The sequence below is a fragment of the Clostridium cylindrosporum DSM 605 genome (assembly GCF_001047375.1).
In the GTDB taxonomy this organism is placed as follows: domain Bacteria; phylum Bacillota; class Clostridia; order Clostridiales; family Caloramatoraceae; genus Clostridium_AB; species Clostridium_AB cylindrosporum.
Window position 1 is genome coordinate 414,789 of record NZ_LFVU01000028.1, and the last position, 25,563, is coordinate 440,351.

Genomic DNA, 25,563 nt, shown 5'->3' on the forward strand with positions numbered 1-25,563 from the left:
AAAAAAATTTAAAAATATTCTAACTTTAAATGCTTAAATTAGAATACTACAATAAAAATAAAATAAAAAAACCCAAAAATTCTTAGTTAAAGTAAATTTTAAACACTGTCTCTCTTTACTAATTATTAGTTATATAATATCTTAATGGTATAATACTTTTTCTTTTATAAGGAGGACAATATGCTTATCAAATCTGTTGTTATAGATGGAAAAACTAAACTTATACAAATAGATTCAATGACCTTTGAAGAATTTATCTTAGACAAGTATAAATTAGGCGAGAAAGATTTTCGTGAGGCATTAAAACAAAGTGGTTTTAAACCTCAGCTCATTGACAAGGAACTTGAAAAACTTAAAAAGGATTATAAAAAGTTTTGTATAGAATATGAACTTCCTATAAAGTTTTAAATTAAAGGGTATGCAATAAATTATTGTATACCCTTTAATATTAATATAATATATTTTTTTACATATTTCTACTACTTTTTGTAATTAATCCTATAAAGTTGAATAACATTAATTTTATTGAAATATGTAAACTTTTTCTTTATTTTTATGTTACTTAATTAATCCTAATCTACAATATAAAGAAGATTAAATTGTTTCATTAAATTTAAATTTTCATAAAAAAATAGGATTGAAATCCAATCCTAAAGTGCAAAAATCTCTCTATATTGTTTTTATTTTAATATAGATATATATATTTATTAGCTATATGCTAATTTCTATCAAAAGTCTTTGAGAGAAACTAAAATAAAAAACCCTTTGAAATTTGCGCTCAAAGGATTCACTCTCTTCTATAAATAACAGAAAAGGTCCTAGAGCATATTCTAAGACCTTAAATTATCTAAAGTGTTAAAAAGATAGCCCTCCACAAATTTCTTTGTGACAATTTTATACATATTATGCATAAAACCAGTTACATAGCCTTAAAGCATCAGCTATATACTTCGGCGGTACTTCCTTTCTCAATGCTTCATAGTGCTTAGCTCCACATTGCTACTCTTAAGGACCGCTCCTCTACCAAAATATTTAGTTTCTACACTACTACTTATACACCATTTAAAGATGTAAGTCAATAGCAATGTGTCTATTCACCCTAAAATTATGTTAATTTTATTAAAATTTAAAAATAAACATTAAAAATGTATTACCTTCAATCAGGAAAAAATAAATATATTTTTCAAAAACCTGTGCCACATTATGTAATTTAATCATAGTATAAAATAGGTTTAGTAAACTGGGTATCTACACTTTTTACCGAGTATACTTGTAAACCTCTATATTTAATTAGGAGTGTGATTATATGAGAAATTTACACAATGCTGTAATAGGAGAAAAAGTAATAGTTAACAGTCTTTTTGCTGAAAACGAATTAAAAGAGAGACTCCTTGCATTAGGGGTTACAAAGGGAGCTAAGCTAGAGGTTTTAAGAAAAGGGCCACAGGATAACCTTACTGTGTTTAGAATTCGTGGTGCCATGATTGCCCTTAGAAAAGAAGAATCTAGCCTTATATATATACATTAGAGGAAGCACTATGAAAGGAGTATATTAATGGGATTAACCTATAAATCAGTTGAAAGATCCTCTTTTAAAGATATGTTTAACATTGAAAAAGAAGAGGGACAATATATTATAGGACTTGCTGGTAATCCAAACACAGGTAAAAGTACAGTATTTAACTCTCTAACAGGACTTCATCAACACACTGGTAACTGGCCTGGTAAAACCGTAGTAAATGCTAGGGGGGAATTTTCACATAAAGATAAAAATTACTCACTTATTGACTTACCAGGAACCTATTCTATTTTCTCCTCCTCAGTTGAGGAAACCGTAGCTAGAGATTTTATTTGCTATGCAAATCATGATGCAGTTATAGTTGTTGCTGATGCTACTTGTCTTGAGAGAAACCTTTTATTATTATTTCAGGTAATGGAAATTACAGATGATATAGTTTTTTGTATTAATCTTATTGATGAAGCTAAGAAAAAAAACATTTCTATAGACAGAAAAGCTATAGAAAAGGAACTTGGAGTACCTGTGGTATTTACCTCAGCTAGAGATAATTTTGGTCTAGATGAATTAAAAGATAGGGTTTATGATGTAATCTGTGGAAAATGGAAAAACAAAAAGAAAACATTAGAATTTTCTGAGGACATAGAACTTAAAGTACAATCAATAAAATCATTAGTTGAAAAAGCTGATACTGGACTTAATTCTAGATGGCTTTCCCTTAGACTACTTGATAGCGATGATTCTATTTTCAGTTCTATGAAGCAGTACATTAATGATGAAACCTTCTCTAAAATAATAGATCTTAGAGATAAAATAAATTCACCAAATAAAGCAGAATTTCGTGAAATGATAATGGAGGAGAGCTATAAACTTTCCGAGAAAATCAAGTTAAAATATGTTAAAGAAGATGATTTAAAACTTTTACGTGATAAGAAAATAGATGATGTAATAACATCTAAAATATTTGGTATTCCTCTTATGATGCTTCTACTTGCATGTGTTTTGTGGATAACAGTAACAGGTGCTAACATACCATCGGAAATACTAAGTAACTTTTTATTTGGAATAGAAGCTAAGATTACAGATCTTTTTGTGTATTTAAATGCTCCTGATTGGCTACATGGTTCACTAGTACTTGGACTTTATAGAACACTTGCTTGGGTAGTATCTGTTATGCTTCCACCTATGGCAATATTCTTCCCAATGTTCACCTTACTTGAGGACCTTGGTTATCTTCCAAGAGTTGCATTTAATATGGATCATATGTTTAAAAAAGCATGTGCACATGGTAAACAATGCTTAACTATGTGTATGGGATTTGGATGTAATGCTGCTGGTGTTGTTGGGTGTAGAATTATTGAGTCTCCACGTGAGAGGATAATAGCAATTGTCACAAATAACTTCGTCCCATGTAATGGCCGCTTTCCAACACTAATTGCTATTGCTACTATTTTCTTTTCAGGTACAGTACTATCTAAAGGCTCTATTTTCCCAGCAATTACAGTAACTCTTTTTATTATACTTGGGATAATGATAACTTTAGCCTGTTCATACCTTCTTTCAAAAACATTACTAAAAGGAGTGACTTCAAGCTTTACACTAGAGCTTCCTCCATATAGAGTTCCAAAGATAGGTAGGGTTCTTTATACTTCCCTTATAGATAGAACTATATTTGTTCTTAAAAGAGCAGTTCTCTTTGCTGCACCTGCAGGGCTTATAACATGGATATGTGCAAATGTCTATATTGGTGATTTAAGTATTATTCAGCACATATCACAGTTTTTAGATCCATTTGCCAAGGTTATCGGACTTGATGGAGTTATACTAATGGCATTTATTTTTGGTCTTCCAGCTAATGAAATCGTTTTACCTATTTTGATAATGTCCTATTTATCAACTGGTCATATGATTGAATTTGATAGCCTAGAATCACTTGCAAAGGTTCTTACTAATAATGGATGGACTGCACTTACTGCATTTAATACAATGTTATTTTGTCTACTTCATTGGCCATGTTCAACTACTCTTTGGACTATAAAGCAGGAAACAGGAAGTATTAAATGGACTGTTATTGCCTTCCTTCTTCCTACTATTATAGGAATTGCTCTTTGTTTTGTTACAACAACTTTATATAGACTTATTTTCTAATGTAAAAAGGCTAACCAAAGTAAATTATTACTTTAAGTTAGCCTTTAATAATTATCTTACATATAAAAGTATAGTTAAGAAATGGAATACACTTCCTGCTAAAACAAATAGGTGCCAAACCGCATGATTATATGGCCATTTATCCTTAGCATAGAATATACACCCTACAGTGTATGATAGTCCTCCTAGAACTAATAAAACTAATCCTCCTGTAGATAGTGCCATAATAATATCTTTTAAAGCAATTACAATGAACCATCCCATTCCTATATACATAAATGTTGAAATCTTTTCAAACTTTTCAAGGAAGAATATCTTCATAAAAATCCCAAACAAAGTGCATCCCCATACTACTCCAAATATTGTCCATCCAAGTGAACCCCTTAAAATAGTTAATGTAAAGGGAGTGTATGTTCCAGCAATTAATAAAAATATAGATGAATGGTCAACTATTCTTAGAATCTTCTTTACATTAATATTAGGTATACTATGATAAAGTGTTGAACCCATATATAAAACTATTAAAGTAACTCCATATATTATGGAACTTACCATATACCACACATCACCATAGTTAACACCACAAACAATTAGTAATACCAAGGCAGCTATAGCTAGAAGCAAACCTATACCGTGGGTAATTGCATTAGCTATTTCTTCCCCTTTAGTATAAAACTTTAAATTTTCCATTCTATCTTCTCCTTATAAACAAATTAGAAGCAAGGCGTTAAAATCATCCTTATAGATTCGTAATTTTGTCTGCTGGAATACTTGGTATATTTACTGATTTACCGCTGTTAATGTCACTTAACTTAGTTATTATCTTTATGTTTAAAGTCATTCCTGATGAAGCTTCACTAACATTGAAGGATAGCTCTTCTCCATATAGGTACCCATCCTTATTAATCTTACCAGTATACTTAACATTTTGGAATTTTAAATTCTTAATTAAAGTTTTATATTCCTCTACTGCTTTCTTAGCCTCTTCCTTTGCAGACTTTTGAATTTCTTCTTTATTTACACTTCCTACTCCTTGCGTCTCAGCCATAGAAATAAGTTGTGATTCTACTGCAGACTCCATTGCAGTAAAGACACTTTGAGAAGCTATTGCCTTATCAATTAGCTTTGTCACAGTCTCACCACTAATTTCTGCACTTACAACTTTATCTGAATTATCTCCATTTTTAAGCTTTAAAGATTCTTTAACCTTAGTATCATCCTTTAATACTGAGGCTAAACCTGATGCCATTGTAGATCCTATCTCTGTAATAGATTTTTCTCCATTATTAGAATTCATTTTTAGATACTGATCTGACTCAGGATCCTTTACATAAATTATATTCTTATCAGAATATATATCTATTGATATGTCTTTTCCTTGAAGTAGTGGAGATTTTGCACTAACCTTCATAGATGATTTTTGAGATTTACTGTCTATTTCCCCTTTAGCCTTTATATCAACGCCCATTCCTGCTAACCCTATACTTATGTCAGTGTCTTGCTTAGAATAAGTTATACCCTTATTCTTAGTTAGCGCATCTGATAATACTTTTTCCGGTGATGATGAACACCCAATAAGTGTTAAGGAAAATATTATCGTTATAGCTGTAATAATTGATATTTTAATTTTAGTCATTTTATCCCTCCTTTATTCAAACAAAAATGTAAAAAACACCTTTATTATATATTAACTCTTACAAATCTTTTTAACAACTCATTTATATAAAAGGATCAGAACAATATATATTGCCTGATCCATTATTGTTAACTAATGCATTTGTTAAGTGGTTTAAATACTAAATCTATAATTTCCTTCTCTGAAAGCCCTATACCTTCTAAGCTACTATCCTGTTTGCTAAATGGTATCCAAATAAAAAAGTCTAATAAAATAAAGTTTAACTCTCCAGACTTTTCCATAGAATTAACAACATCTGCTACTTCACCTAATGTAGTACAACTACTTAACTTTTTATTTAGATGTAGATTAGGGCTCTTTTCTAATTCCTTAGTATCTATTTTATCTGAAATACTTGGAAGTTGTTCCAAAAGACTTAGTCCTTCATCTGTAAATTGGAACTTCGTATATGTTCCTCCCTGGTCACTTTTTACCCCTGGTGTACTCCCTATAATTTCTATGTATACAGGTTTTTTTATAGAACCACTTATATCCTGTAGAACCTTTTTAATCTCACCTATTCTAAGCTTAGCTATAAAGTTATAAAAGAACCACTCATCTGTCATTATAAGGGCTTTGGGATAATACTCTGATAATTCCTTACATAATCCCTTCTCTACGCTAATACCACAATATATGTTATTTGTATCTTGCATAAGAGCATACTTACCATATCTAAATGATATACTCTCTCCTCCCTTTGAAATACTCCAAAGTGCTCTATCCATCTTAATTCTTTCAGAGGGCTTCGCAGAATACTGCTTTTTGAAATAATTTAATTCATTAACTACCGCCTTTGCAGTATCTCTAGTGTTTGAAAACTTTAGCATATCTTTCTCTCCCTAATGTCAAATTTATATAATCTATATTTGTAATCCTAATTAGTATATATAATAAAAATATAATTAATACCCAAAATATTTTACTTTACAAAATCATTGTTATGGTTAACAAAGCATCATTAAAATAAGAAGCTATGTTTTACATACTAGCTTCTTATTTTAGCCATATATATTAACTGAAAATATCAGAATCCTTAACTTTTATATCATTAAGAAGTGGTGTCTTTCCTTTAATAGAATAAATATGAAGTCTATGAAGAGTTCTTGTAATTGCAACATATAAAAGTTTAATGTCAAGCTCACTATCACCATATTCTTCACCTATATTTACTATAAATACATTGTCAAACTCTAACCCCTTAGCAAGATGGGATGGAACTAGAATAACTCCAGCTTCATATTCCATATTTTTATCACTTAATACAACACTTTGGATTTTGCCTGATTTGTCTAGAAGCTTTTTAAGACTTTTACACTCCTTAAGAGTCTTGCATAAAATAGCTATAGACTTATAATTCTCACCTTGACGCTTAAGTATTTTCTCTTCAAGCCCTTCAATAAGAATATCCTTATTATCAAACTCCCTATATTCTGGCTTTTCTCCATGTCTAATAACAGGCTTTGCAATTACTGTATCTGGGTTATTTAGTGCTTTAATAACTTCATTTGCAAGATTCATAACCTCTATTGTTGTTCTATAACTTTGAACCAAGGTCATATAATTTGCCTTATCATTTTTAAAGACTAATTCAATAACATCTTGCCAACTATCAAATGATCTATATGAGTATATACCCTGTGACATGTCCCCAAGAAGTGAGAACATAGTTGTTCCAAGGGCCTCTTTAAGTGCATAAAATTCAAATATACTAAAGTCCTGTGCCTCATCTATAACAACACTTCTAACATTTATTTTCTTGTCAAATCCGAATATTTTGTGCTTAAGGTAAACAAGTGGAGCCAAGTCCTCAAGTTCTATTTTCTTATCATTAAATCTTTCAAGAGAATATCTACTGATAGCCTTCGCTTCCTTTTTAGAAAGTATTCCCTTACTATGTTCATATAAAGACTTTTCACTTAAAACTTCTTTATAATAATCATTAAGCTTTTTAATGTTAAACTTCTTCGAATAATCCTTAACTGCATTTTTTATTTCTTTTTCTGCAAGCTTTAACTTCTCATCTCTTTGTTCTATTAAAGCTACAACTCTTTTTCTTCTCTCCTCAGGATCTCCTGAAGACTTTCTTTCCTTACTAATAGCCATGTCATAGCTAAACTCTATTTTTTTAATAATGTCCTTATCAACAAGGCTTAACTTGTTTTTTAGACTCTTTTCTATTTCCTTTATTCTTTTTTCAAAGGAATAAATGGTAAGGTCTTCTAAAAACATTTTTCTTACTTCACTATTTTCCATAAGTAGTTTTCCACGAACAACAAAGTCATCCTCAGGTAAAAACTCTTTTTCTATTGAATCTATGTATGAATTTATTATGTCTATAAATTCCTTAGAACCTTTAAACTTTGCTACATTTACACCTTCCCCTGTTGAATCATCCTTAGACTCTATTATCTCAGCTAAGAAATCATCACGGCTATTTACCTTAGGCTTTGCTCCAAGTAATAGCTTCATAAAATCTACATAAGTACTTTGTCTAACATTTTCAACTCCAAGTTCCGGTAAAACCTCTGATATATAGTTTATAAATAAATTGTTAGGAGCAATAATTAAAAAATTATCTGGATCAAAGGTCTTTTCATATGTATACATAAAATAAGCTATTCTATGCAGTGCTATTGTGGTTTTTCCACTACCCGCTGCCCCCTGAATAATAATAGGTTGGTGTAGTGGCGCTCTAATAACCTTATTTTGTTCTGCTTGAATAGTTGATGCAATATCCTTTAACCTACTTTCCGCATTAGCAGAAAGTGATGCCTGCAAAAATGCATCTGTGGCTGTGATATCAATATCTAAAACCTCGCTTAGCTCACCTTTTTCTATACTTAGCTGTCTTTTTAAAGAAAGATTTCCATTTTCTATTCCATCCGCTGTTTCATACTCAACTTCTCCAAGTCTTCCATCATAGTAAATAGACGCAACAGGTGCTCTCCAATCTACTATAAGCATCTCATTATCCTCAGCCTTCATAAGTGAGGTCTTTCCTATATATATCCTTTGAACTTTTTCTTCCCCTTTTGCAGTATAATCTATCCTTGCAAAATATGGTTTATCCATAGCTCTTTTATAAGCATAGTAATTCTTTTCTGCAAAATCCATAACCTGTGATTTTAGCATCATATCAATATATGCTGAACTATTTTCAGACATATCAGTATCTAGCATGTCCTCTTGCATGCTAACAAATGTATTAGATTTATACTCTTCAATAGCCTTTAAAGTTTTATCTAGGTATTCCTTTGTATAATCTAATCTTTCTTTTTCTATTTTATAATCCTTATGACTTTTACTGTTCATATTATTTTCCTTTCATATGGCCTTAAAACAAAAAAATATATTAGGCATTTTAATACCTAATATATTATTACCTAATATCACATTCATTACAAGAAAACTTTGTCTAGAAAAAAGATTTTTAACTATTCAATCTTTTTCCCAAGAGCCGCCATGTAGATTATAAATTCATTTTCACCATCTAATCCTAGCATTTTATCTACTAAAACTTGATCATAAATTCCAATAGCACATGTTCCACATTCTATGCTTTCTGATGAAATGTATAGATTTTGACATACATGGCCTACATCTATAAGAATTTTCTTGTGAGCCGTAACATCAAATTTATGCTCTGCTCTATACGGAATACAACTCCATGCAAAAATAACCGCACTTTTAGAAACAAAATTAGGTACAAATGGCTGTTTTGGAGTTGCCTCATCAATTTTTCTCTTAGCATCTTCAAGTTTATACATATACATAAGTTTGTGTTCCAATGGAAGATATCTATATATTCCATCTTCTAAATTTTCAACCCTATTTATTATTAAATATGTTTCGAATGGATGAGAAGCTCCACCTGATGGTACTCTTCTAAATGCTGTTTTAGTATATTTATTTATACTTTGAATTTCCTGTGTTGACCATAGTAAATAAGAAAGTTCGTTTAAAGTAATGTATTCTTCTGAATACTTTCTGACACTTCTTCTGTCGTTTAAACAATCATATATATTATATTTAATTATATCCTCTTTTTTTACACTTGGTAATTCTATTAAGTCTTTTTTTTCATCATATTCCTTTATAAAAGGAGGAGCAGGTAATCCTTTTTGTTTGTCTGTTTTTATATCATCTAAAATCTTAAAATTTGCTTTTAAAAACTCTCTATTCACCTTATATCTATCCAATTTAATCGCCCCTTAATACTAGAAAATTTTAATGAAGATATCTATTTCATTAAGTTACTTAATATAATACTACTTTTTCATAATATTTTATGTTACTAAAGTCACCAAATGTAAAAGTCTAAAAATTCGAGACATTATATGGACAATTCTTTCCTATGCACTCCTTATTAAACCTTGAAAAATTACATTTAGGAATAGACTTTTCCCAGTCATAAATCTTTATATTCATATTTTCATCAAGTAACCTTGCAGCTAAAGTTATAGATGTAAACACTCCTTTTTTACAGCATCTAGGACCTCCTATTTTGGCAAGGGATAGAAGGACCCTTCCTGTACCTTCATTTACCAGTCCCCATGTATCCTTTGTAAGAGGAGTTGTTGATGTAATAACGCTTAAAAATATTCCACAACCTACAGCTGCACCACAACTTCCATAAAAACCACAAAAACCACCCTTTACATTTTCAGCTCTTTCTTTTGCTATTAATAGTTTCCTTCCCTTAAAATCTTCACTTTCTCCAATACTATTATAGTAGGATGCTATTAATACAGCTGGAACTAAATAGTGATGTTCAGGTCCATGCATAAAAAAGTCCTTGCTATTCATTATGTCATTTGCCATTTCTATTGGATTTGTTTTTTTAGTAGACTTACAATATGAAAGTATAAGGTCTACTCCACTTAAACTATGACAAACATCACATACATAATGTTCCGCGCCACATGCTACATTACTGTTAAATACTTTTCCACAATATACACAATTTAATTCTTTATATTCCTCACTATACACAAGCTGCTCACCACAAAGTATGCAGTTATTTTTATTTATCTTATCCACAGCCTCATCATTTAATCCCATACTATTTATTCTCCTTTAAGTATATAGCAGCAAGGGGATTATGCTTTAGTACTCTGTCCTTTACAGCTAAAACAGTTACAGGTGCATTTGAATGCTTTATTGCTAATGTATCATGACCAACACAAAGCCCTAATATTACATTAAAATCAGTTTTCATTTCATTAAGGTATAAAGCTTGACCTATTGGATTACACATAATATCTTTCTTTGTCATATTCTCCTTAACTACTTCACCTATTCCTATTTCGCTTTTTGGAATACCACCATTTTTACACATAACGCCAATTACATCTAAATCATTTGATTCAAATATTTTCTCTATAATTTCTGCTTCCTTACTTAAACCTATACAGAAAATAAGACCTATTTTTTTATAATCACATTTTTTGATAAATTCAATTGTTTCTTGAATTCTTGTGATATTTCCCCCACCTTCTTCTGTAACTAAGGCTGCATTATAAGCTATAGACTTATCCTCATCCTTATATAAATTTCTAGCCTTTTCTTGAATCTTACCTTCCCTTGTAGGACAAATTCCGGGTAACTGCTCTTTTTCCCCCTTTGAACATCCTTGAACTTTACATATAGCACAATTAAACATAGTCATAACCCTCCACCTGTTAATCTTCTTAATATTTCCATGGTATATTATTTTACTTTTACTATCAATACAGACTTTTAAGATAGTACTTTAAATAAAAATTTATCTATAATCAAAAACTCTTTCACCTACTATATATATGCACAAAAATACTTTTTACCATATATTGACAAGATATTTTTATAGTACTATACTAAACACAACAGCATTCCATATAATACCTATAACTTTACTAGGAATTATTTATTATTTTTAGGAGGAATCATTTATGAAGAAGAAATTATTAAAATTCATAACAATTACTACTTTACTTAGCGTAGGTTTAGTAGGATGTGGGAAGGAAGAAAAAGCTTCACCTACTAATGCCAATACAACTACGAAGAAAAACTTAGTTGTACGTATTGGTCATCAACCTGGTCATCTTCAACCAATACTCGCTGAAAAATTTGGCTACTTTAAAGAGGAATTCGAAAAGGACAATATTAAAATTGAATTAAAAGAATTTGCAGCTGGTCCACCTATAATTGAGGCTTTTGCCGCTGGAGAACTTGATCTAGGACTTACTGGAGATCAACCTGCCCTTCAGGGAAAAGCTAATAACATAGATTTAAAAGCCATTGCATCCTATGGTGCGACAGAATCTGGCAATGCACTAATTGCAGCTAAGGGCTCTAAAGTGGAAAAAATCAAAGACCTAAAAGGTAAAAAAGTAGGAGTAACTATTGGTAGCGTTGCACACCAACTAATACTAATACAATTAGAATCTGTAGGTTTAAAGCAATCTGATATTAAGCTAGTTAATCTTTCTCCTGGAGATATTTATACATCTATTGTTTCAAAGAATATAGATGCTGCTGTCACTTGGGAACCAAATATCTCCAAAGCGGTATCCTCCGGTGCTGCTAAGATTATTGCAGATGGTACAGGCTATAAATATAACGTAAACATTATTGTAGGCAATAATAAATTTTTAAAGGAAAATCCAGATATTACAGCTAGAATTTTAAAAGTATTTAATAAAACTGTTGATTGGGCTGATAAAAATCCAGATGAGGCTATAGATATAATAGCTAAAGAAGCTGGTCTTGATAAATCTGCTTTTGATGCAAGTTTTAAAAAATTCAGTAGAGATTTACCCCTTGATAAAAAACGTATTGATTCAATTGAACAAACTGCAAAATATTTAAAGAAAAATAATATAATTCGTACTGATATAAATGTTAATGACTTTATTGATACTTCATATCTTGAAGCAGCAGGTATTAAATAATAAATTTACTTAAAAGGATGATGAAAAATGTTTAAAAATAAAAGTCTCATTAAAACCTTTAACTTCATACTAGCCTCTGCAACCCCTATACTCCTTGTTGCTATATGGCAAATACTTTCATCAAAGGGCATTATAAATCAATCTATAATGCCCGCTCCTTCAATAATCCTTAGAAATTTCATTGAAATGATTAAAACTGGTGAACTTGAAGGACATCTTGCAATTAGTGCAGTTCGTGTAATAAAAGGCTTTACAGTTGGTGCTTCTCTTGGCATTATTTTTGGTATTTTAATCGGATTATTCAAAAAAATTGATACAGCAACAACCTTTCTCATAGGAATTTTAAGACCTATTCCAAATATAGCATGGATACCAATGTTAATTTTATGGATGGGTATTGATGAAGGTTCAAAGGTAAGTGTAATTGCAATTGGGAGTTTTTGGCCTATTTTAATTAATACAATTCATGGGATAAAAAGTACTGATAAAAAACTCTTAGAAGTTGCTTATATACTTGAGAAAAGTAACATTGAAGTATTAACAAAGATTGTATTTCCAGCCGCACTTCCTGCTATATTTACAGGAGTTAGACTAGGGGTTAGTACTTCATGGATGTGTGTAGTTGGTGCAGAAATGATTGCTGCATCAAAGGGTATTGGATATTTAATTATGTTTGCAAGAGAACTTTCCCAACCTGATATTATGCTTGTTGGTGTATTTTCAATTGGATTTATTGGTTTATTAATAGATGTTGTTCTAATAAATTTACAACGTAGAGTTTTAAAGTGGAATTTTGAGCATGGAAGGTAAAGGAGATTAATATGGTAAATAAATTAACCTTAGGAAAAGCTATAAATATTAAAAATGTTATAAAAAAATTCCAAATAAGTACTGGTGAGGTAGAGGCAATTTCAAAAACTAGCTTACAGGTTAAAGAAGGTGAATTTGTAAGTATAGTTGGCTCAAGTGGTTGTGGAAAAAGTACTTTATTAAAAATGATTGTAGCCCTAGAAAAACCTACTGAAGGAGAAATTTATTTAGATGATAAGAAAATAGCTAAGCCAAGCATATCATGCGGAATGATCTTTCAAGAATCTCGCCTATTTCCTTGGCTTACAGTTGAGGAAAATATTGAATTTGGTTTTTCTAAAAAAATTTCAAGGTCTGAAAAGAAAAAAGTTATAGAACATCATATAGATTTAGTAGGTTTAAAGGGGTTTGAGAAAGCGTTTCCTCATCAATTATCTGGGGGAATGCAGCAACGAGTTAGCATAGCAAGAACCCTAGTTAATAGACCAGGGGTGCTACTCCTAGATGAACCCTTTGGTGCTTTAGATGCTCTTACTCGTATTAATATGCAAAACGAACTTCTTCGTATATGGGATAATGAAAAAAATACTATGGTTCTAGTAACTCATGATATTGATGAAGCAATTTACCTAGGTGATCGTGTTGTAGTAATGTCTAGTAGACCTGGGACAATAAAAAAAATAGTAAATGTTGACCTTCCAAGACCCCGTGATAGAAGTAGTGCTGATTTTATTAGAATTAGAAAAGAAATCTATAAGGAATTTTTCTATGTAGATGAAGTAGATATTGATTATTACCTATAATTAAATTTAAGGAGATAATATAATGAATGATAAAATAATTGCAAGTAAGGTTTTAATAAATGGTCATATAATTACTATGGAGGAAGAAAGTACAAGTAATACGTCTATTGCAATCCTAGATGATACAATAATCGCAATAACTTCAGATAAAAAAATAAATGAATACATATCACAGGATACAGAAGTAATTGACCTAAAGGGAAAAACTGTTTTACCTGGACTAATTGATCCTCATGGTCACTTTTCATTTGTAGCTGTTTCAAGAAAAGCTTATATAAATGCAAGTTGCTATCCTATTGGTGATATTAAAAATATTTCTGACTTACAAAATAAATTAAAGGATTATGTTAAAAATGACAATAGTAATGATCCAGTTATTGCTATTGAATTTGACGATACTTTAATCGATGAATATAGAATGCCTACAGCTTCAGACCTCGATATAGTTAGTACAACAAGACCTGTGTTTGTACTTCATGTTTCAGCCCATATGCTCTCAGCTAATACCTATGCTATAGAAGAGGCTGGAATTATAGATAATAGCTTTAATCCTGAAGGTGGTAGAGTTTACTATGAAAATGGAAAGGCGGTTGGAATCTTTGAGGAAGCATCAGCAATGGCTCCTTTTTCAAAGACTTTATTCAACACTTTAAAGTTTACAAGGGACTTAGGCTATTTAAGAGATGCATCCAACTACTATCTTTCTAAGGGAATAACAACAGTATGTGAAGGAGAATCAAACCTTAAAACCTCCCTACTTCTTGAAAATGCAGTTGATAATGATATCATCAAAAACAGGGTTATTCTATGTCCTCACATTGAATCTCTTAGCTCCACTCCATTTGAAATCAACTATAAAGATTCATTAAAAATTATTGATGGCCCAATAAAACTTTTTATGGATGGAAGTATTCAAGCTTATACAGCTTATTTATCTAAGCCATATGAAAAACAACATCCAACAAGACCTAAACCAATTGATTATCTTGGATTCCCAACACTTACAAAGGAGCAACTTAAGAAAAGCCTAGAAAATGTCCTAGAGATCAATAAACAGTTTGCTATTCATTGTAATGGCGATGCTGCTTTAGATGATGTTATTGAAATATATCAAGAGGTCTTTGATGAAAACAAAAGAGATAAAAGAAGCCTTATTATCCACTGCCAAACAGCTAGAGATGATCAGTTAGATAAAATGAAGGAAATAGGCTTATACCCTTCCTTTTTCCCTGCTCATATTTATGTATGGGGTGATAGACATTATAATACTTTCCTTGGACATGAGAGGGGTAGTAGAATTAACCCTGTTGGTTCAGCACTTAATAAGGGATTAATATATTCTCTTCATAATGATGCTCCTGTAACAAACCCTGACCCTTTGAAACTTGTTTGGAATGCATCAAGTAGAGTAACTTCTAGTAATAAAATCCTTGGTAAAGACCAAAGGATAAGTGTATATGATGCATTAAAGGGAGTTACAATTTACGCAGCATATCAATATCACCTTGAGGATAAACTTGGAAGTTTAAAGGTAGGTAAACGTGCTGACTTAACAATTTTAGAAGAAAACCCTCTTGAAGTTCCAATCAATCATATTAAAGATATTGTTATCTCCTCTACTTGGATTGATGGAAAAGAAATATATAGAATTTAAAACTTAAACTACTACTCTTACTTTATATAAAAAGCTCCTTTGCATTTACATATTATTAAGGAGCTTTTTTAATTTGTATAATTTTTCATATCAAGTGTGTTGTACTGTTCTATGCTAATTTGTTTTCCTCATCTAATGACCCTAAAATATTTTTAATTATAGGATTAAATAGTTCATCTAAACTTTCTTTTGAACTTTCATAACTATTATTTGATAAGTTAGAAATACTGCTTATCATTGGTAATTCTCCAAGAAGCTTCAATTTACTTTCATTTAAAAACTTTTCTATATTTTCTCCAGTAAATAATCTTATCTTCTTACTACAATCTGGACACTCTATATAGCTCATATTTTCTATAACGCCTAAAACCTTGATCTTCATTGATCTAGCCATATTTATAGCCTTATTAACAATCATTGAAACTAGATCCTGTGGAACAGATATCATAACAATTCCACTTATAGGAATACTCTGCATTACAGTTAAAGCTACATCTCCTGTTCCCGGTGGCATATCAATAATTAAATAATCTAATTCTCCCCATGATACATCAGTCCAGAACTGCTTAACCGCTCCAGCAACTACTGGTCCTCTCCATATCACAGGCTCATTTTCATCATCAATTAATAAATTTAATGATATTACCTTTATTCCATCTTCTGTTTCTACAGGTAATATATGCTCCTTTGTATTTTCTGCCTTCTTATCTTTTAGTCCAAGTAGTCTTGGTATACTAGGTCCCGTTATATCAGCGTCTAAAACTCCTACCTTAAAACCAAGTTGTCTTAATTGTTTAGAAATCATAACAGATATAGATGACTTTCCTACTCCCCCTTTACCACTCATAACTCCTATGACATTCTTGATATTACTCATTGGATTATTTTTTATAGTGCATTCTTCTCTATCCTTACTACATCCACCACTTGATGGGCATGAATTACAATTTGACATAATATTCACCTCTTATTTTTATAATACCGGTTAAATTCTAATACCCTTATATTTTATTATCAAATACTCCTAGTATATTAGGGCATTATAATTTAATTATTAACATATACCAAAAATGCTATACAATAATTACTCAAATAAGAAAATAGAATCATTTATACACAGACAATTAATAAGAGAGACTGCAACTCTTATACAGTCTCTCTTATTAATTGTTATAATATAAGTTTTTTATTCAACTTTTTTAAAGTCATCCTTTATAACTCCACATAAAGGACATACCCAGTCATCTGGAATATCTTCAAACTTAGTTCCTGGAGCTATTCCTCCATCTGGATCTCCAAATTCAGGGTCGTATACATAATCACACACTATACATACATATTTATCCATAATAATCTCTCCTTAAAATTTATTTTATTAAGTGGCTTTATAAATAAAATTTATCTTTATAAAGCTTACTTAATTTTTTCTCCAAAGTTTCTTCCAAAATCTCTACATCTATCTAATCCAGCCTCACCTGGAATCCATTCTTCTCTTATGCCTTCATTTACAACTTCAAGTCCTGCTTTAGTAAGCTCTTCTGTAATTAACCTAACTGATTCTCCACTCCATCCATAACTACCAAATGCAGCCGCTTTTTTCTCCTTAAATCCAAGTCCCTTTATCATCTCAAGTATTGCAGCTGTTGAGGAAAGTATTCCTTTGTTTATTGTTGAAGATCCTATAAGTATAGCTTTAGACTTAAATACCTCAGTTACAATATCATTTTTATCATATTTTGATGAGCTTAATATCTTTATAGTAGTATTCGCTTCAATTTCTTTTAATCCTTCTGCAATTGTTTCAGCCATTCTTCTAGTGCTATTCCACATAGTATCATATATAATTGTAACCTGATCTTCTTTATAGTTTTTTGACCACTCTAAGTAGGTCTTTATAATTTCACTTGGATTATCTCTCCATATAATACCATGCCCTGGACAAATCATGTTTATTGGTAGCCCAAGACTTAATAGCTCTTCTATTTTCTTTTTTACCAGTGGATTAAAAGGAGTCAATATATTAGTATAATACTTCATCGCCTCATATAATAACCCTTCACTATCAACCTTATCACTATACATTAATTCTGAAGCAAAGTGCTGCCCGAATGCATCACTACTGAATAAGATATTTTCCCCTGTTAAATATGTAAACATACTATCAGGCCAGTGAAGCATTTTGGCTTCAATAAACATTAATTTATTTTTCCCGATTTCCAATGTGTCTCCTGTTTTAACCTCAACAAAATTCCAATCCTGATGATAATGAGCTTTTAATAGCTTTGCACATGTTTTCGTACAGTAAATAGGAGTATTCGGTATTAATCTCATAAGTTCAGGTAATGCTCCACTATGATCTATTTCTGAATGGTTAGCAACAATAAAATCTATTTTCTTTAAGTCAATTTCCTTTTCTAAGTTAGCAATAAACTCCTTAGTAAATGCTTGCCATACCGTATCGATAAGTACAGTCTTTTCATCTTTAATTAAGTATGAATTGTAGGAAGACCCTCTATGGGTAGAGTACTCTTCACCATGAAACTTCCTTAGTTCCCAATCCATTTTCCCAACCCAGGTAACTGTGTTGTTAATTTTAAAAGACATAAGTATCACCTTTCTTAACTATATTTTTTAAATAAAATATTATTCTCAAGATGTATATGCTGAAATATATCCTCCTCTAACTCTTGAAGCTTTTCATAGGTTAACTGGAAGCTTCTACATCCATCTTTAGGTGCAATATAGTGTCCTGTTACTTCTCTTAATTCTTTTATTATGTCACCTGCTCCTACGTGTTCTCTTTCTAGTTCTTCAATTAGATTTGATATATCCCTTTTTATGTCACTATTCTTATCTTTCTCGTATTTCTTTATATTAGGAAATAAAATTGTCTCTTCTTTTATTAAATGTCCCTCAAGTTCTGTTTTTAGACTATTAAATAGTTTATGTACCTTATATAGTTCGTCGTGACTTTTCCCGTGAACCTTTAGTATTTTCAATGTAAGTTCACTTAATTTAGGTAATTCTTCATTTAAGTATCTATGATGTTTTCCTTCTATATAATCTGCAAGCTTACTTGGATCTTCATTTACCCAATCTGTAAACTCTTCATTTCTTTCTAGAAATTCTTTATATCTTTCATTTAATAGGTTAACTATGTCATTTTCATTAAGTTTTTTTTCATTTATGGCCTCTTTTAAGGGTCTATTGCCTCCACAGCAAAAGTCTATCCTGTATTCTAAAAATAAATTACTCGCACCTGGAAAAATACTAACAATATCTCCTATATTATCTGATGAATTAAACTTATTAATCATACAATTCCTCCTAAAGCTTAAACTATTCTATTATAACTACATATCTTAGTTTATTTATAAAGATTTTACCTTTGGATATAGATGAGTATCTTCCTTAGAAATACGACTTTCTAATAATTTTATTATTTCTTTACTTTCCTTTGAAAATTCTTCTATATTATTTAGTATTTTAGTTTTAGTATTAAACTTACTTTTATAATTTTTGAAACCTGAATTAATATTTCCCATTTCATAACTATATTGTTTTGCAATCTCTTTCAACTTGTCTTCCTTACTATTAATAAGTTCTGGATATAAAAACTTATCCTCAAGACTCATATGAATACTTAACTTTCCTGCAAGTATATTTAAATCCTTTACTAAAACATCTATATTTTCTTCCAAGTTATTTGAATTTATATTAACCTTAATTTTAGATGCTAATTCCTTTATCTCTTCATGTTGTCTTTCCAAATTATTTATATTTACCATATTAACTTCCCCCAATGTTTATTAAATACTTATATACATATATCTTCATGTAGCATAATTTAATTATAATTATTTTCATATGAATGTATGTGATTTAAAACACAAGGGAATACACTTGGTTCTATATCATACTTTTTATTTTCTCATACAATTCCTCAGATGTATCAGCTTGTATTAATTCATCATTTACTAAAGCATAAGGACCTACGGAACAGTCACCACAGTACCCTAAACAAGGTTCCGATGATACGTTAGCCCCACTAAAATTTTCTTTTAGTTTTTTCATTACATCCTCTGTTCCAAAATTAAAGTTATTTTCACAAAATTTTATTTCTGACATAGTATTACCTCCAAAATAGTTATTTTTTTAGTTTATTAAGTAGTTCATCTACAGAGACATTAGATAAATCAAATTCGTCTAATAGTATTTCTTTCTCTATAGCTGATTTAATTAATGGTGATTTTCTAGTATCGCCTATAACAATTGCACCGACTATCTTATTATTTTTTATAAATATCTTTTTATATTCAGTATTATTAACATTTTCATCTAATAATACTTTTGTAGAATTAGTTTCATCTATGCAACCCATAGAAAACAATGAAATATCAAAGGCATTTAAAGTAACTACCGGTGTAATATCCTCATATGCAATTTCTTTTCCTACAATGTTATAGCCAGCAACCTTTCCCTGAGCTATAGCAATATTCCACAATCCAGTTACCTTATCATTGAATTCAGCAACATCTCCTGCTGCATATATATTTTCTATAGTCGTTTCCATTTTATTATTTACTACTATCCCTCTTTTAGCTTTAATTTTCGTATTACTCACTAATTCTATATTAGGACTAATTCCTGTTGAATAAATAACGATATCACCTTTTATTTCTGACTTTTCATCTACTAAAATTCCCTCTACCTTTGAGTCTCCTAATATTTGTTTAACAGATGAGCTAGTTAATATCTGTATTCCATGGTCTATTATAATCTTCTTTAATATTTCTGATGCCTTATCGTCTAATTCTCTAGGCATTAGTCTTGATAGTAATTCAACCACTATAACCTTCTTACCACTTTTATGTAATATCCAAGCAGTTTCAAGTCCCTGTATTCCTCCGCCAATGATTATTATTTGTTCTGCTTTGTTAAGATTATCTTTTATACCTAAAACATTATCAAGGGTTCTTATTGTATGTACTCCTACTTTATTTATACCATCAATTGGAGGTACTCTATTACTTGATCCATTTGCAAAAAGTAACTTATCATACTTAATGCTAGTGGCATCTGATAGTAAAACTTCTTTATTATCTATATCTACACTTACTACCTTAGTATTAATATAAATTTTCACCTTATTTTCTTCATACCACTCTTTTTTTTGAAGAAGTATATTATTTTCTTCAATGTCATCTAGCATACCCTTTGATAACCTTATTCTATTATATGGATAAAATTTTTCCTCTCCAATTAGGTATATTTCTGAATCTAAATCTACCTCTCTTATAGCTTTAATTGCTGTTATTGATGCAATACCATTACCTATAATTACGATTCTACTTGCCACTTACCTCACCACATTTCATTTAAATTATTAAATATAGTATAAATATAGCCATTCCCTTTTACACATTGAATTATTCCATTATCTGCACTTTATCCCGTTGGTTAAATTGATATACTTTCTATGTTCTTAAATTTACTATGTATAATCCCTATAGATTTTAAATTAAGCTATTTCACTTTATATGTATGTAAAAAACACCAACCTGTTGCATTAAATCCTATTTATTGTATAAAATGGTATTAGATTCTATAATATATTAATTCATCAAAATTAAAGAAACCAAATATTAAAGGAGAACTTATATGTTGAATTCCTATTTTAGTAATAAACTCGATTTTTTAAGAGAAGTATATATCGAAATAAATAATAATAAATTGATAAAATTTATAAGTGAAAATTGCTATAATATCTTAGGTTATACTCAACAAGAACTAATAAATAAAAATATCACAGACTATATATCAGGTATTCCTGAAAATATTATTTTACCTATAAATATACAAAGTACAATTAGATTAAAAACTGGTAGTTTTATGGACATTGATATTAAAATTACTTCTATTAATAGTATAGATTTTTCTGGTTTAAGACTATCTATAATAGACATATCAAAATATATAAAATTTAATAATAATGAAAAAAAACTACTTAAAATGTTTCAAAATTGTAAAGATATAGTATATAGATGCGATTTAATCCCACAATTTCAATTTACATATATAAGCCCTTCCATAAAAGAATTATTAGGATATAGTGCTGAAGAACTTATATCTAATTCTGAGCTTGCATTTGAAATAGTTCATCCTGATGACCGTGAAACTCTCATGGATAAAATTAATAATTCTACTGACTATACATTACCAATATCCACTAGATTCAAACATAAAAATGATAAATATGTTTGGCTTGAGGATTTTTGTATTCCCATATATAGCTCAAAGGGTAAGCTAGTTGCCCTTGAAGGATTTAGTAGAAATATAACTAAAAAAAAAGAACTTGAAGAGAAACTAGAAAACTTAAGTTATTATGATGGCTTAACAAACTTATACAATAAGTTATATCTTGAAAATCAAATTAATATTTTAAATACAAAAGAGGATACTTCTATAGGTATAATCTTCTGTGACTTAGATAATTTAAAGAAAACAAACGATGCCTTTGGACATGAATTTGGAGACAAGCTAATAAAATACACTTCAAATTTATTACTAAAGACTTTTAAAAAAAATTCTATCATTGCAAGAAGTGGTGGTGACGAATTTATTATAATTATAAAAAACTCAAGCTTCACTGAAATCAAAGACCTTTACACTATGCTATGTAATTCAATAAAAGAGCAAAATAAATATAATAAAGCCTTAACTATAAGTTTGTCTATTGGTTATTCATTTTCTGAAACCTCTGTTGATAAAATAAGAGAAGTTATAAATATTGCAGATAAAAATATGTATAAAGATAAACAAAGAAAAAAATTATTAATTTAAAAAACATTATTTACTTTAAGATAAAACTCTATAAATAAACTAATTCTACAATACTTAACTATAATAAACAGTGCCTGACTTCATGAAACTAAATCATAAAGAATCAGGCACTGTTTATTGAATATTAATTAAACCTGTGATTCATTTCACCTGCTTGTGCATCTGCCTTTGTCACATGAACTGTCCCCCTTGGATGTTGAGGCGGTGCATAAATAGAATATACTTTAAGAGGCTTATCTCCTGTATTTATAATATTGTGCCATGTACCAGCTGGTATCATAATTGCAAAGCCATCTTTAACATTTGCTCTAAAATCTAACTTATCTTTATTCTTGCCCATTTTAACAATTCCCTGGCCATCTTCTACACGTATAAACTGATCAACATTACTATGAAGTTCTAAGCCTATATCATCTCCAACATTTATACTCATTAAGGTAACTTGTAGATGGCTTCCTGTCCATAATGCACTACGGAAATTATTATTTTTCTTAGTTGCTTCGTCAATATCAACTACAAATGGACTAGGTCCATAATCCTTCATTACAATTGAAGGATTAACATTATCAGTCCTAAATGCATTGAGTCTTAAATTATAATCATATTCATCATCAAAAGGATTGTAATAATCACCAAATTCCCTAGAAAACTCAACATTATCTACTAAGTCATCATAGAAATATGGGCATTGATAATCGTTATACTCATTACTTCTACTGTGTCCATGTGAACAATAAGGACATTCATTTGTCCTATAATTATTATACATATTCTCGCTCCATTAAATAATATTTACATGATTATAATATGTTACATATTGTAAAAACGTTCTATAATTTGTCATAAACATTATACTAATATAACTACAAAATTATATACTTATTGTAAGTTACTAATTTTATAAAAGACCATGTACTATAAGTACATGGTCTTAAATTACATCTTATTCAACTGTTACTGATTTCGCAAGATTTCTTGGCTTGTCTACATCACAACCTCTTGCTATTGATACATAGTATGAAAGAAGTTGTAGTGGTATTACTGAAAGCACAGGTGTTAATAGGTCTATGGCTCTTGGAATATATTCTACCGCATCTGATACCGTCTCTATTGCTGTACTGCCTTCACATGCAATGGATAGAACCTTTGCTCCTCTAGTTACTACTTCTCTAATGTTACTTACCATTTTATCAAATAGCTCCTCTTGAGTTGCAAGCGCTATTACTGGTATTCCATCATCTATTAGTGCAATAGGTCCATGTTTAAGTTCTCCTGCAGCATATGCTTCAGCATGGATGTATGATATTTCTTTAAGTTTAAGTGCTCCTTCAAGTGCAACTGCATTATCAAGTCCACGACCTAGATAGAAGATATCATCATTATTTTTGTTTGCATCTGCAAATCTTTGAAGAGTTTCTTTATTTTCAAGAAGAGTTTCAACCTTAGCTGGTAGTGCAAGCATCTCATCTCTTATAACTCTATATTCTTCTACTGACATTTTGTCATTTAGTCTTGCAAGATAAAGTCCTATTATATACATAGCAATTAGCTGAGTTGTGTATGCTTTAGTTGAAGCTACTGCAATTTCAGGCCCTGCCCAAGTGTATAGAATATCATCTGCTTCTCTTGCAGCTGAACTTCCAACAACATTAGTTACAGCTATAACTCTTGAACCTTGCTTTTTAGCTTCACGAAGCGCAGCCATAGTGTCTGCAGTTTCTCCTGATTGGCTAACTACTATCATTAGTGTTCTTTCATTTAGTATTGGATTTCTATATCTAAATTCTGAAGCTATATCAACTTCAACTGGTATTCTAGCAAGCTTTTCTATAACATATTTTCCAACCATACCTGCATGGTAAGCTGTTCCACATGCTACTATAAATATCTTATCTATGTTCTTTAGATCTTCCTTAGTAAGATTTATATCATCTAGCTTAATTTCATCTGAATCAGCCATTATTCTTGATGTCATAGTATCCTTTATAGCCTTAGGTTGCTCATGAATCTCCTTTATCATAAAGTGTTCATATCCACCTTTTTCAGCAGCCTCTGCATCCCAAGTTACATTGAATACTTCCTTTGTAACTGGCATTCCTTCAAGTGTTGTTATAGTAACACCTTCCTTCGTTAGAACTACAAGTTCTTTATCTTCAAGTAGGTATACCTTTCTAGTCTGGCTAAGGATTGCTGGAATATCTGATGCTATAAAGTTTTCATCTTCTCCAAGACCTACTATAAGTGGACTATCCTTTCTTATAGCTACTAACTTTTCTGGTTCATTTTTAGAAACAACTCCTAGAGCATATGAACCTTCTATTTTCTCAACAGCATCTGCAACAGCTTTAACTATATCTCCATTGTAGAAGTGATCTACAAGGTGAGCTACAACCTCAGTATCAGTTTCTGTTAAAAACTCATATCCAAGACTTCCTAACCACTCTTTTAGATAAATATAGTTTTCAATAATACCATTGTGTACTACTGCTATTGACTTGTCCTTATTAAAATGAGGATGTGAGTTTACATCTGATGGTTCACCATGTGTTGCCCATCTAGTATGTCCAATTCCAACTCCACCTTCTATAGGGAATTCTTCTAATTTATTTTCAAGGTTTTTAAGTCTACCTTTACACTTTTCTATTTTAATTTTTCCATCATTTAATATAGCAACACCAGCTGAGTCATATCCTCTATACTCAAGCTTTGAAAGTCCTTCTATTAGTAATGGTGATGCTTCTCTATTTCCTACATATCCTACGATTCCGCACATGCTTGTATTCTCCCTTCATATTGAAACATGTCAAAACCCATAACCACACCTTTTTGTTCCTTAAATTACTTTAAGTCTTTGTTAGGTTTTTTACGCTGGTTAAACGCAGAGTATCCGCCGATATTTCGATAAACTCTGACCTCGTCAACTTTAAATCATAAAAAAGTCCTGGCGCTTAATTATATTTACTCTATCCTCCTTGATAAATATTTACTGGGTTTTGTTGTTGTTAATTGATATAAAGTATATTATATAACATTTTTAAAAATAAGTCTTGCTTTTTATATTAATATACCTATTGTTCCATAAAAATACATATTTCACTTTAATAATAGCTTATAATGATAAATAAAAAAGAGGTCACCTTCCTATAAAGGGTTGGTGCCTCTTGCTATATAAAAAAAGG

24 protein-coding genes and 1 riboswitch are annotated in these 25,563 nt (G+C 30.4%); of the genes, 8 read left to right on the plus strand and 16 right to left on the minus strand.

Annotation, left to right across the window (positions count from 1 at the left end):
- The first annotated feature begins 180 nt into the window (after positions 1-180).
- The 3 genes from CLCY_RS12770 (at position 181) to feoB (ending at position 3,664) form a co-directional block, all read left to right on the plus strand.
- Positions 181-408: a hypothetical protein gene (locus CLCY_RS12770; RefSeq protein ID WP_048571523.1), complete on the plus strand. Its 228-nt coding sequence runs from the start codon at positions 181-183 to the stop codon at positions 406-408.
- 448 nt (positions 409-856) lie between these two features.
- Positions 857-1,031, minus strand: a riboswitch (Lysine riboswitch).
- Positions 1,032-1,306: 275 nt separating this feature from the next.
- A complete protein-coding gene (locus tag CLCY_RS12775; RefSeq protein WP_048571524.1) occupies positions 1,307-1,528 on the plus strand; it encodes a FeoA family protein in 222 nt (73 codons plus the stop codon).
- 27 nt (positions 1,529-1,555) lie between these two features.
- Positions 1,556-3,664 carry a ferrous iron transport protein B gene (gene feoB, locus CLCY_RS12780; protein ID WP_048571525.1) on the plus strand — a complete coding sequence of 703 codons (2,109 nt, stop codon included), beginning with the start codon at positions 1,556-1,558 and terminating at the stop codon, positions 3,662-3,664.
- Between the two features lie 51 nt (positions 3,665-3,715).
- Here feoB and trhA read toward each other — a convergent pair whose 3' ends face one another.
- The 7 genes from trhA to CLCY_RS12815 all read right to left on the minus strand — a co-directional run bounded on the left by trhA (position 3,716) and on the right by CLCY_RS12815 (position 11,010).
- Positions 3,716-4,354, minus strand: a complete 639-nt coding sequence (gene trhA, locus CLCY_RS12785; RefSeq protein ID WP_048571526.1) for a PAQR family membrane homeostasis protein TrhA — start codon at positions 4,352-4,354, stop codon at positions 3,716-3,718.
- 49 nt (positions 4,355-4,403) lie between these two features.
- On the minus strand, positions 4,404-5,300 hold the full coding sequence (locus tag CLCY_RS12790; RefSeq protein WP_048571527.1) for a DUF6612 family protein: 897 nt from the start codon (positions 5,298-5,300) through the stop codon (positions 4,404-4,406).
- A 128-nt stretch (positions 5,301-5,428) separates the two neighbouring features.
- Positions 5,429-6,169: a hypothetical protein gene (locus CLCY_RS12795; RefSeq protein WP_048571528.1), complete on the minus strand. Its 741-nt coding sequence runs from the start codon at positions 6,167-6,169 to the stop codon at positions 5,429-5,431.
- 184 nt (positions 6,170-6,353) lie between these two features.
- Positions 6,354-8,654, minus strand: coding sequence for an RNA polymerase recycling motor HelD (gene helD / locus CLCY_RS12800; RefSeq protein ID WP_048571529.1), 2,301 nt, complete (start codon positions 8,652-8,654; stop codon positions 6,354-6,356).
- Positions 8,655-8,776: 122 nt separating this feature from the next.
- Positions 8,777-9,541: a SagB/ThcOx family dehydrogenase gene (locus CLCY_RS12805; protein WP_048571530.1), complete on the minus strand. Its 765-nt coding sequence runs from the start codon at positions 9,539-9,541 to the stop codon at positions 8,777-8,779.
- 118 nt (positions 9,542-9,659) lie between these two features.
- Positions 9,660-10,403 carry a DUF5714 domain-containing protein gene (locus CLCY_RS12810; protein WP_152668167.1) on the minus strand — a complete coding sequence of 248 codons (744 nt, stop codon included), beginning with the start codon at positions 10,401-10,403 and terminating at the stop codon, positions 9,660-9,662.
- 1 nt (position 10,404) lies between these two features.
- Positions 10,405-11,010 (minus strand): DUF1847 domain-containing protein, encoded by a 606-nt coding sequence (locus CLCY_RS12815; protein WP_341372106.1) that lies wholly within the window; start codon positions 11,008-11,010, stop codon positions 10,405-10,407.
- Between the two features lie 262 nt (positions 11,011-11,272).
- Here CLCY_RS12815 and CLCY_RS12820 point away from each other — a divergent pair, with 262 nt between their 5' ends.
- The 4 genes from CLCY_RS12820 to CLCY_RS12835 are packed head-to-tail and all read left to right on the plus strand — an operon-like array spanning position 11,273 to position 15,541.
- Positions 11,273-12,274 carry an ABC transporter substrate-binding protein gene (locus CLCY_RS12820; RefSeq protein WP_048571531.1) on the plus strand — a complete coding sequence of 334 codons (1,002 nt, stop codon included), beginning with the start codon at positions 11,273-11,275 and terminating at the stop codon, positions 12,272-12,274.
- A 27-nt stretch (positions 12,275-12,301) separates the two neighbouring features.
- Positions 12,302-13,084: an ABC transporter permease gene (locus tag CLCY_RS12825; protein ID WP_048571532.1), complete on the plus strand. Its 783-nt coding sequence runs from the start codon at positions 12,302-12,304 to the stop codon at positions 13,082-13,084.
- An 11-nt stretch (positions 13,085-13,095) separates the two neighbouring features.
- Entirely contained in the window at positions 13,096-13,887 is a 792-nt protein-coding gene (locus CLCY_RS12830) for an ABC transporter ATP-binding protein (protein ID WP_048571533.1), read from the plus strand.
- A 22-nt stretch (positions 13,888-13,909) separates the two neighbouring features.
- Complete coding sequence (locus CLCY_RS12835; RefSeq protein ID WP_048571534.1) at positions 13,910-15,541, plus strand: amidohydrolase; 1,632 nt, start codon at positions 13,910-13,912, stop codon at positions 15,539-15,541.
- Positions 15,542-15,650: 109 nt separating this feature from the next.
- Here the strand turns inward: CLCY_RS12835 and CLCY_RS12840 are convergent, their stop codons facing one another.
- The 7 genes from CLCY_RS12840 to CLCY_RS12865 all read right to left on the minus strand — a co-directional run bounded on the left by CLCY_RS12840 (position 15,651) and on the right by CLCY_RS12865 (position 20,900).
- Positions 15,651-16,496, minus strand: coding sequence for an Mrp/NBP35 family ATP-binding protein (locus CLCY_RS12840; protein ID WP_048571535.1), 846 nt, complete (start codon positions 16,494-16,496; stop codon positions 15,651-15,653).
- 231 nt (positions 16,497-16,727) lie between these two features.
- Complete coding sequence (gene rd / locus CLCY_RS13545) at positions 16,728-16,889, minus strand: rubredoxin (protein ID WP_082141824.1); 162 nt, start codon at positions 16,887-16,889, stop codon at positions 16,728-16,730.
- A gap of 65 nt (positions 16,890-16,954) precedes the next feature.
- Entirely contained in the window at positions 16,955-18,145 is a 1,191-nt protein-coding gene (locus tag CLCY_RS12845; RefSeq protein ID WP_048571536.1) for an anaerobic nitric oxide reductase flavorubredoxin, read from the minus strand.
- Between the two features lie 14 nt (positions 18,146-18,159).
- Complete coding sequence (gene ric, locus CLCY_RS12850; protein WP_048571537.1) at positions 18,160-18,858, minus strand: iron-sulfur cluster repair di-iron protein; 699 nt, start codon at positions 18,856-18,858, stop codon at positions 18,160-18,162.
- A 54-nt stretch (positions 18,859-18,912) separates the two neighbouring features.
- Entirely contained in the window at positions 18,913-19,329 is a 417-nt protein-coding gene (locus tag CLCY_RS12855; protein ID WP_048571538.1) for a hemerythrin domain-containing protein, read from the minus strand.
- A gap of 121 nt (positions 19,330-19,450) precedes the next feature.
- Entirely contained in the window at positions 19,451-19,669 is a 219-nt protein-coding gene (locus CLCY_RS12860) for a YuzB family protein (RefSeq protein ID WP_048571539.1), read from the minus strand.
- Positions 19,670-19,688: 19 nt separating this feature from the next.
- A complete protein-coding gene (locus CLCY_RS12865) occupies positions 19,689-20,900 on the minus strand; it encodes an NAD(P)/FAD-dependent oxidoreductase (RefSeq protein WP_048571540.1) in 1,212 nt (403 codons plus the stop codon).
- Positions 20,901-21,202: 302 nt separating this feature from the next.
- Between CLCY_RS12865 and CLCY_RS12870 the strand changes: the two genes are divergently transcribed.
- Positions 21,203-22,384 (plus strand): diguanylate cyclase domain-containing protein, encoded by a 1,182-nt coding sequence (locus CLCY_RS12870; protein WP_048571541.1) that lies wholly within the window; start codon positions 21,203-21,205, stop codon positions 22,382-22,384.
- A gap of 124 nt (positions 22,385-22,508) precedes the next feature.
- On the opposite strand, the gene CLCY_RS12875 is transcribed toward CLCY_RS12870, so the two are convergent.
- Both CLCY_RS12875 and glmS read right to left on the minus strand, forming a co-directional pair.
- Positions 22,509-23,153, minus strand: coding sequence for a cupin domain-containing protein (locus CLCY_RS12875; RefSeq protein WP_048571542.1), 645 nt, complete (start codon positions 23,151-23,153; stop codon positions 22,509-22,511).
- 174 nt (positions 23,154-23,327) lie between these two features.
- Entirely contained in the window at positions 23,328-25,157 is a 1,830-nt protein-coding gene (gene glmS / locus CLCY_RS12880; protein ID WP_048571543.1) for a glutamine--fructose-6-phosphate transaminase (isomerizing), read from the minus strand.
- Positions 25,158-25,563: the final 406 nt, after the last annotated feature.

Excerpts from the sequence above, each read along its gene's own strand:
- CLCY_RS12770 (WP_048571523.1), top strand. The coding sequence starts at position 181 with ATGCTTATCAAATCTGTTGTTATAGATGGAAAAACTAAACTTATACAA.
- CLCY_RS12775 (WP_048571524.1), top strand. The coding sequence starts at position 1,307 with ATGAGAAATTTACACAATGCTGTAATAGGAGAAAAAGTAATAGTTAAC.
- feoB (WP_048571525.1), top strand. The coding sequence starts at position 1,556 with ATGGGATTAACCTATAAATCAGTTGAAAGATCCTCTTTTAAAGATATG.
- trhA (WP_048571526.1), bottom strand. The coding sequence starts at position 4,354 with ATGGAAAATTTAAAGTTTTATACTAAAGGGGAAGAAATAGCTAATGCA.
- CLCY_RS12790 (WP_048571527.1), bottom strand. The coding sequence starts at position 5,300 with ATGACTAAAATTAAAATATCAATTATTACAGCTATAACGATAATATTT.
- CLCY_RS12795 (WP_048571528.1), bottom strand. The coding sequence starts at position 6,169 with ATGCTAAAGTTTTCAAACACTAGAGATACTGCAAAGGCGGTAGTTAAT.
- helD (WP_048571529.1), bottom strand. The coding sequence starts at position 8,654 with ATGAACAGTAAAAGTCATAAGGATTATAAAATAGAAAAAGAAAGATTA.
- CLCY_RS12810 (WP_152668167.1), bottom strand. The coding sequence starts at position 10,403 with ATGGGATTAAATGATGAGGCTGTGGATAAGATAAATAAAAATAACTGC.
- CLCY_RS12815 (WP_341372106.1), bottom strand. The coding sequence starts at position 11,010 with ATGACTATGTTTAATTGTGCTATATGTAAAGTTCAAGGATGTTCAAAG.
- CLCY_RS12820 (WP_048571531.1), top strand. The coding sequence starts at position 11,273 with ATGAAGAAGAAATTATTAAAATTCATAACAATTACTACTTTACTTAGC.
- CLCY_RS12825 (WP_048571532.1), top strand. The coding sequence starts at position 12,302 with ATGTTTAAAAATAAAAGTCTCATTAAAACCTTTAACTTCATACTAGCC.
- CLCY_RS12830 (WP_048571533.1), top strand. The coding sequence starts at position 13,096 with ATGGTAAATAAATTAACCTTAGGAAAAGCTATAAATATTAAAAATGTT.
- CLCY_RS12835 (WP_048571534.1), top strand. The coding sequence starts at position 13,910 with ATGAATGATAAAATAATTGCAAGTAAGGTTTTAATAAATGGTCATATA.
- CLCY_RS12840 (WP_048571535.1), bottom strand. The coding sequence starts at position 16,496 with ATGTCAAATTGTAATTCATGCCCATCAAGTGGTGGATGTAGTAAGGAT.
- rd (WP_082141824.1), bottom strand. The coding sequence starts at position 16,889 with ATGGATAAATATGTATGTATAGTGTGTGATTATGTATACGACCCTGAA.
- CLCY_RS12845 (WP_048571536.1), bottom strand. The coding sequence starts at position 18,145 with ATGTCTTTTAAAATTAACAACACAGTTACCTGGGTTGGGAAAATGGAT.
- ric (WP_048571537.1), bottom strand. The coding sequence starts at position 18,858 with ATGATTAATAAGTTTAATTCATCAGATAATATAGGAGATATTGTTAGT.
- CLCY_RS12855 (WP_048571538.1), bottom strand. The coding sequence starts at position 19,329 with ATGGTAAATATAAATAATTTGGAAAGACAACATGAAGAGATAAAGGAA.
- CLCY_RS12860 (WP_048571539.1), bottom strand. The coding sequence starts at position 19,669 with ATGTCAGAAATAAAATTTTGTGAAAATAACTTTAATTTTGGAACAGAG.
- CLCY_RS12870 (WP_048571541.1), top strand. The coding sequence starts at position 21,203 with ATGTTGAATTCCTATTTTAGTAATAAACTCGATTTTTTAAGAGAAGTA.
- CLCY_RS12875 (WP_048571542.1), bottom strand. The coding sequence starts at position 23,153 with ATGTATAATAATTATAGGACAAATGAATGTCCTTATTGTTCACATGGA.
- glmS (WP_048571543.1), bottom strand. The coding sequence starts at position 25,157 with ATGTGCGGAATCGTAGGATATGTAGGAAATAGAGAAGCATCACCATTA.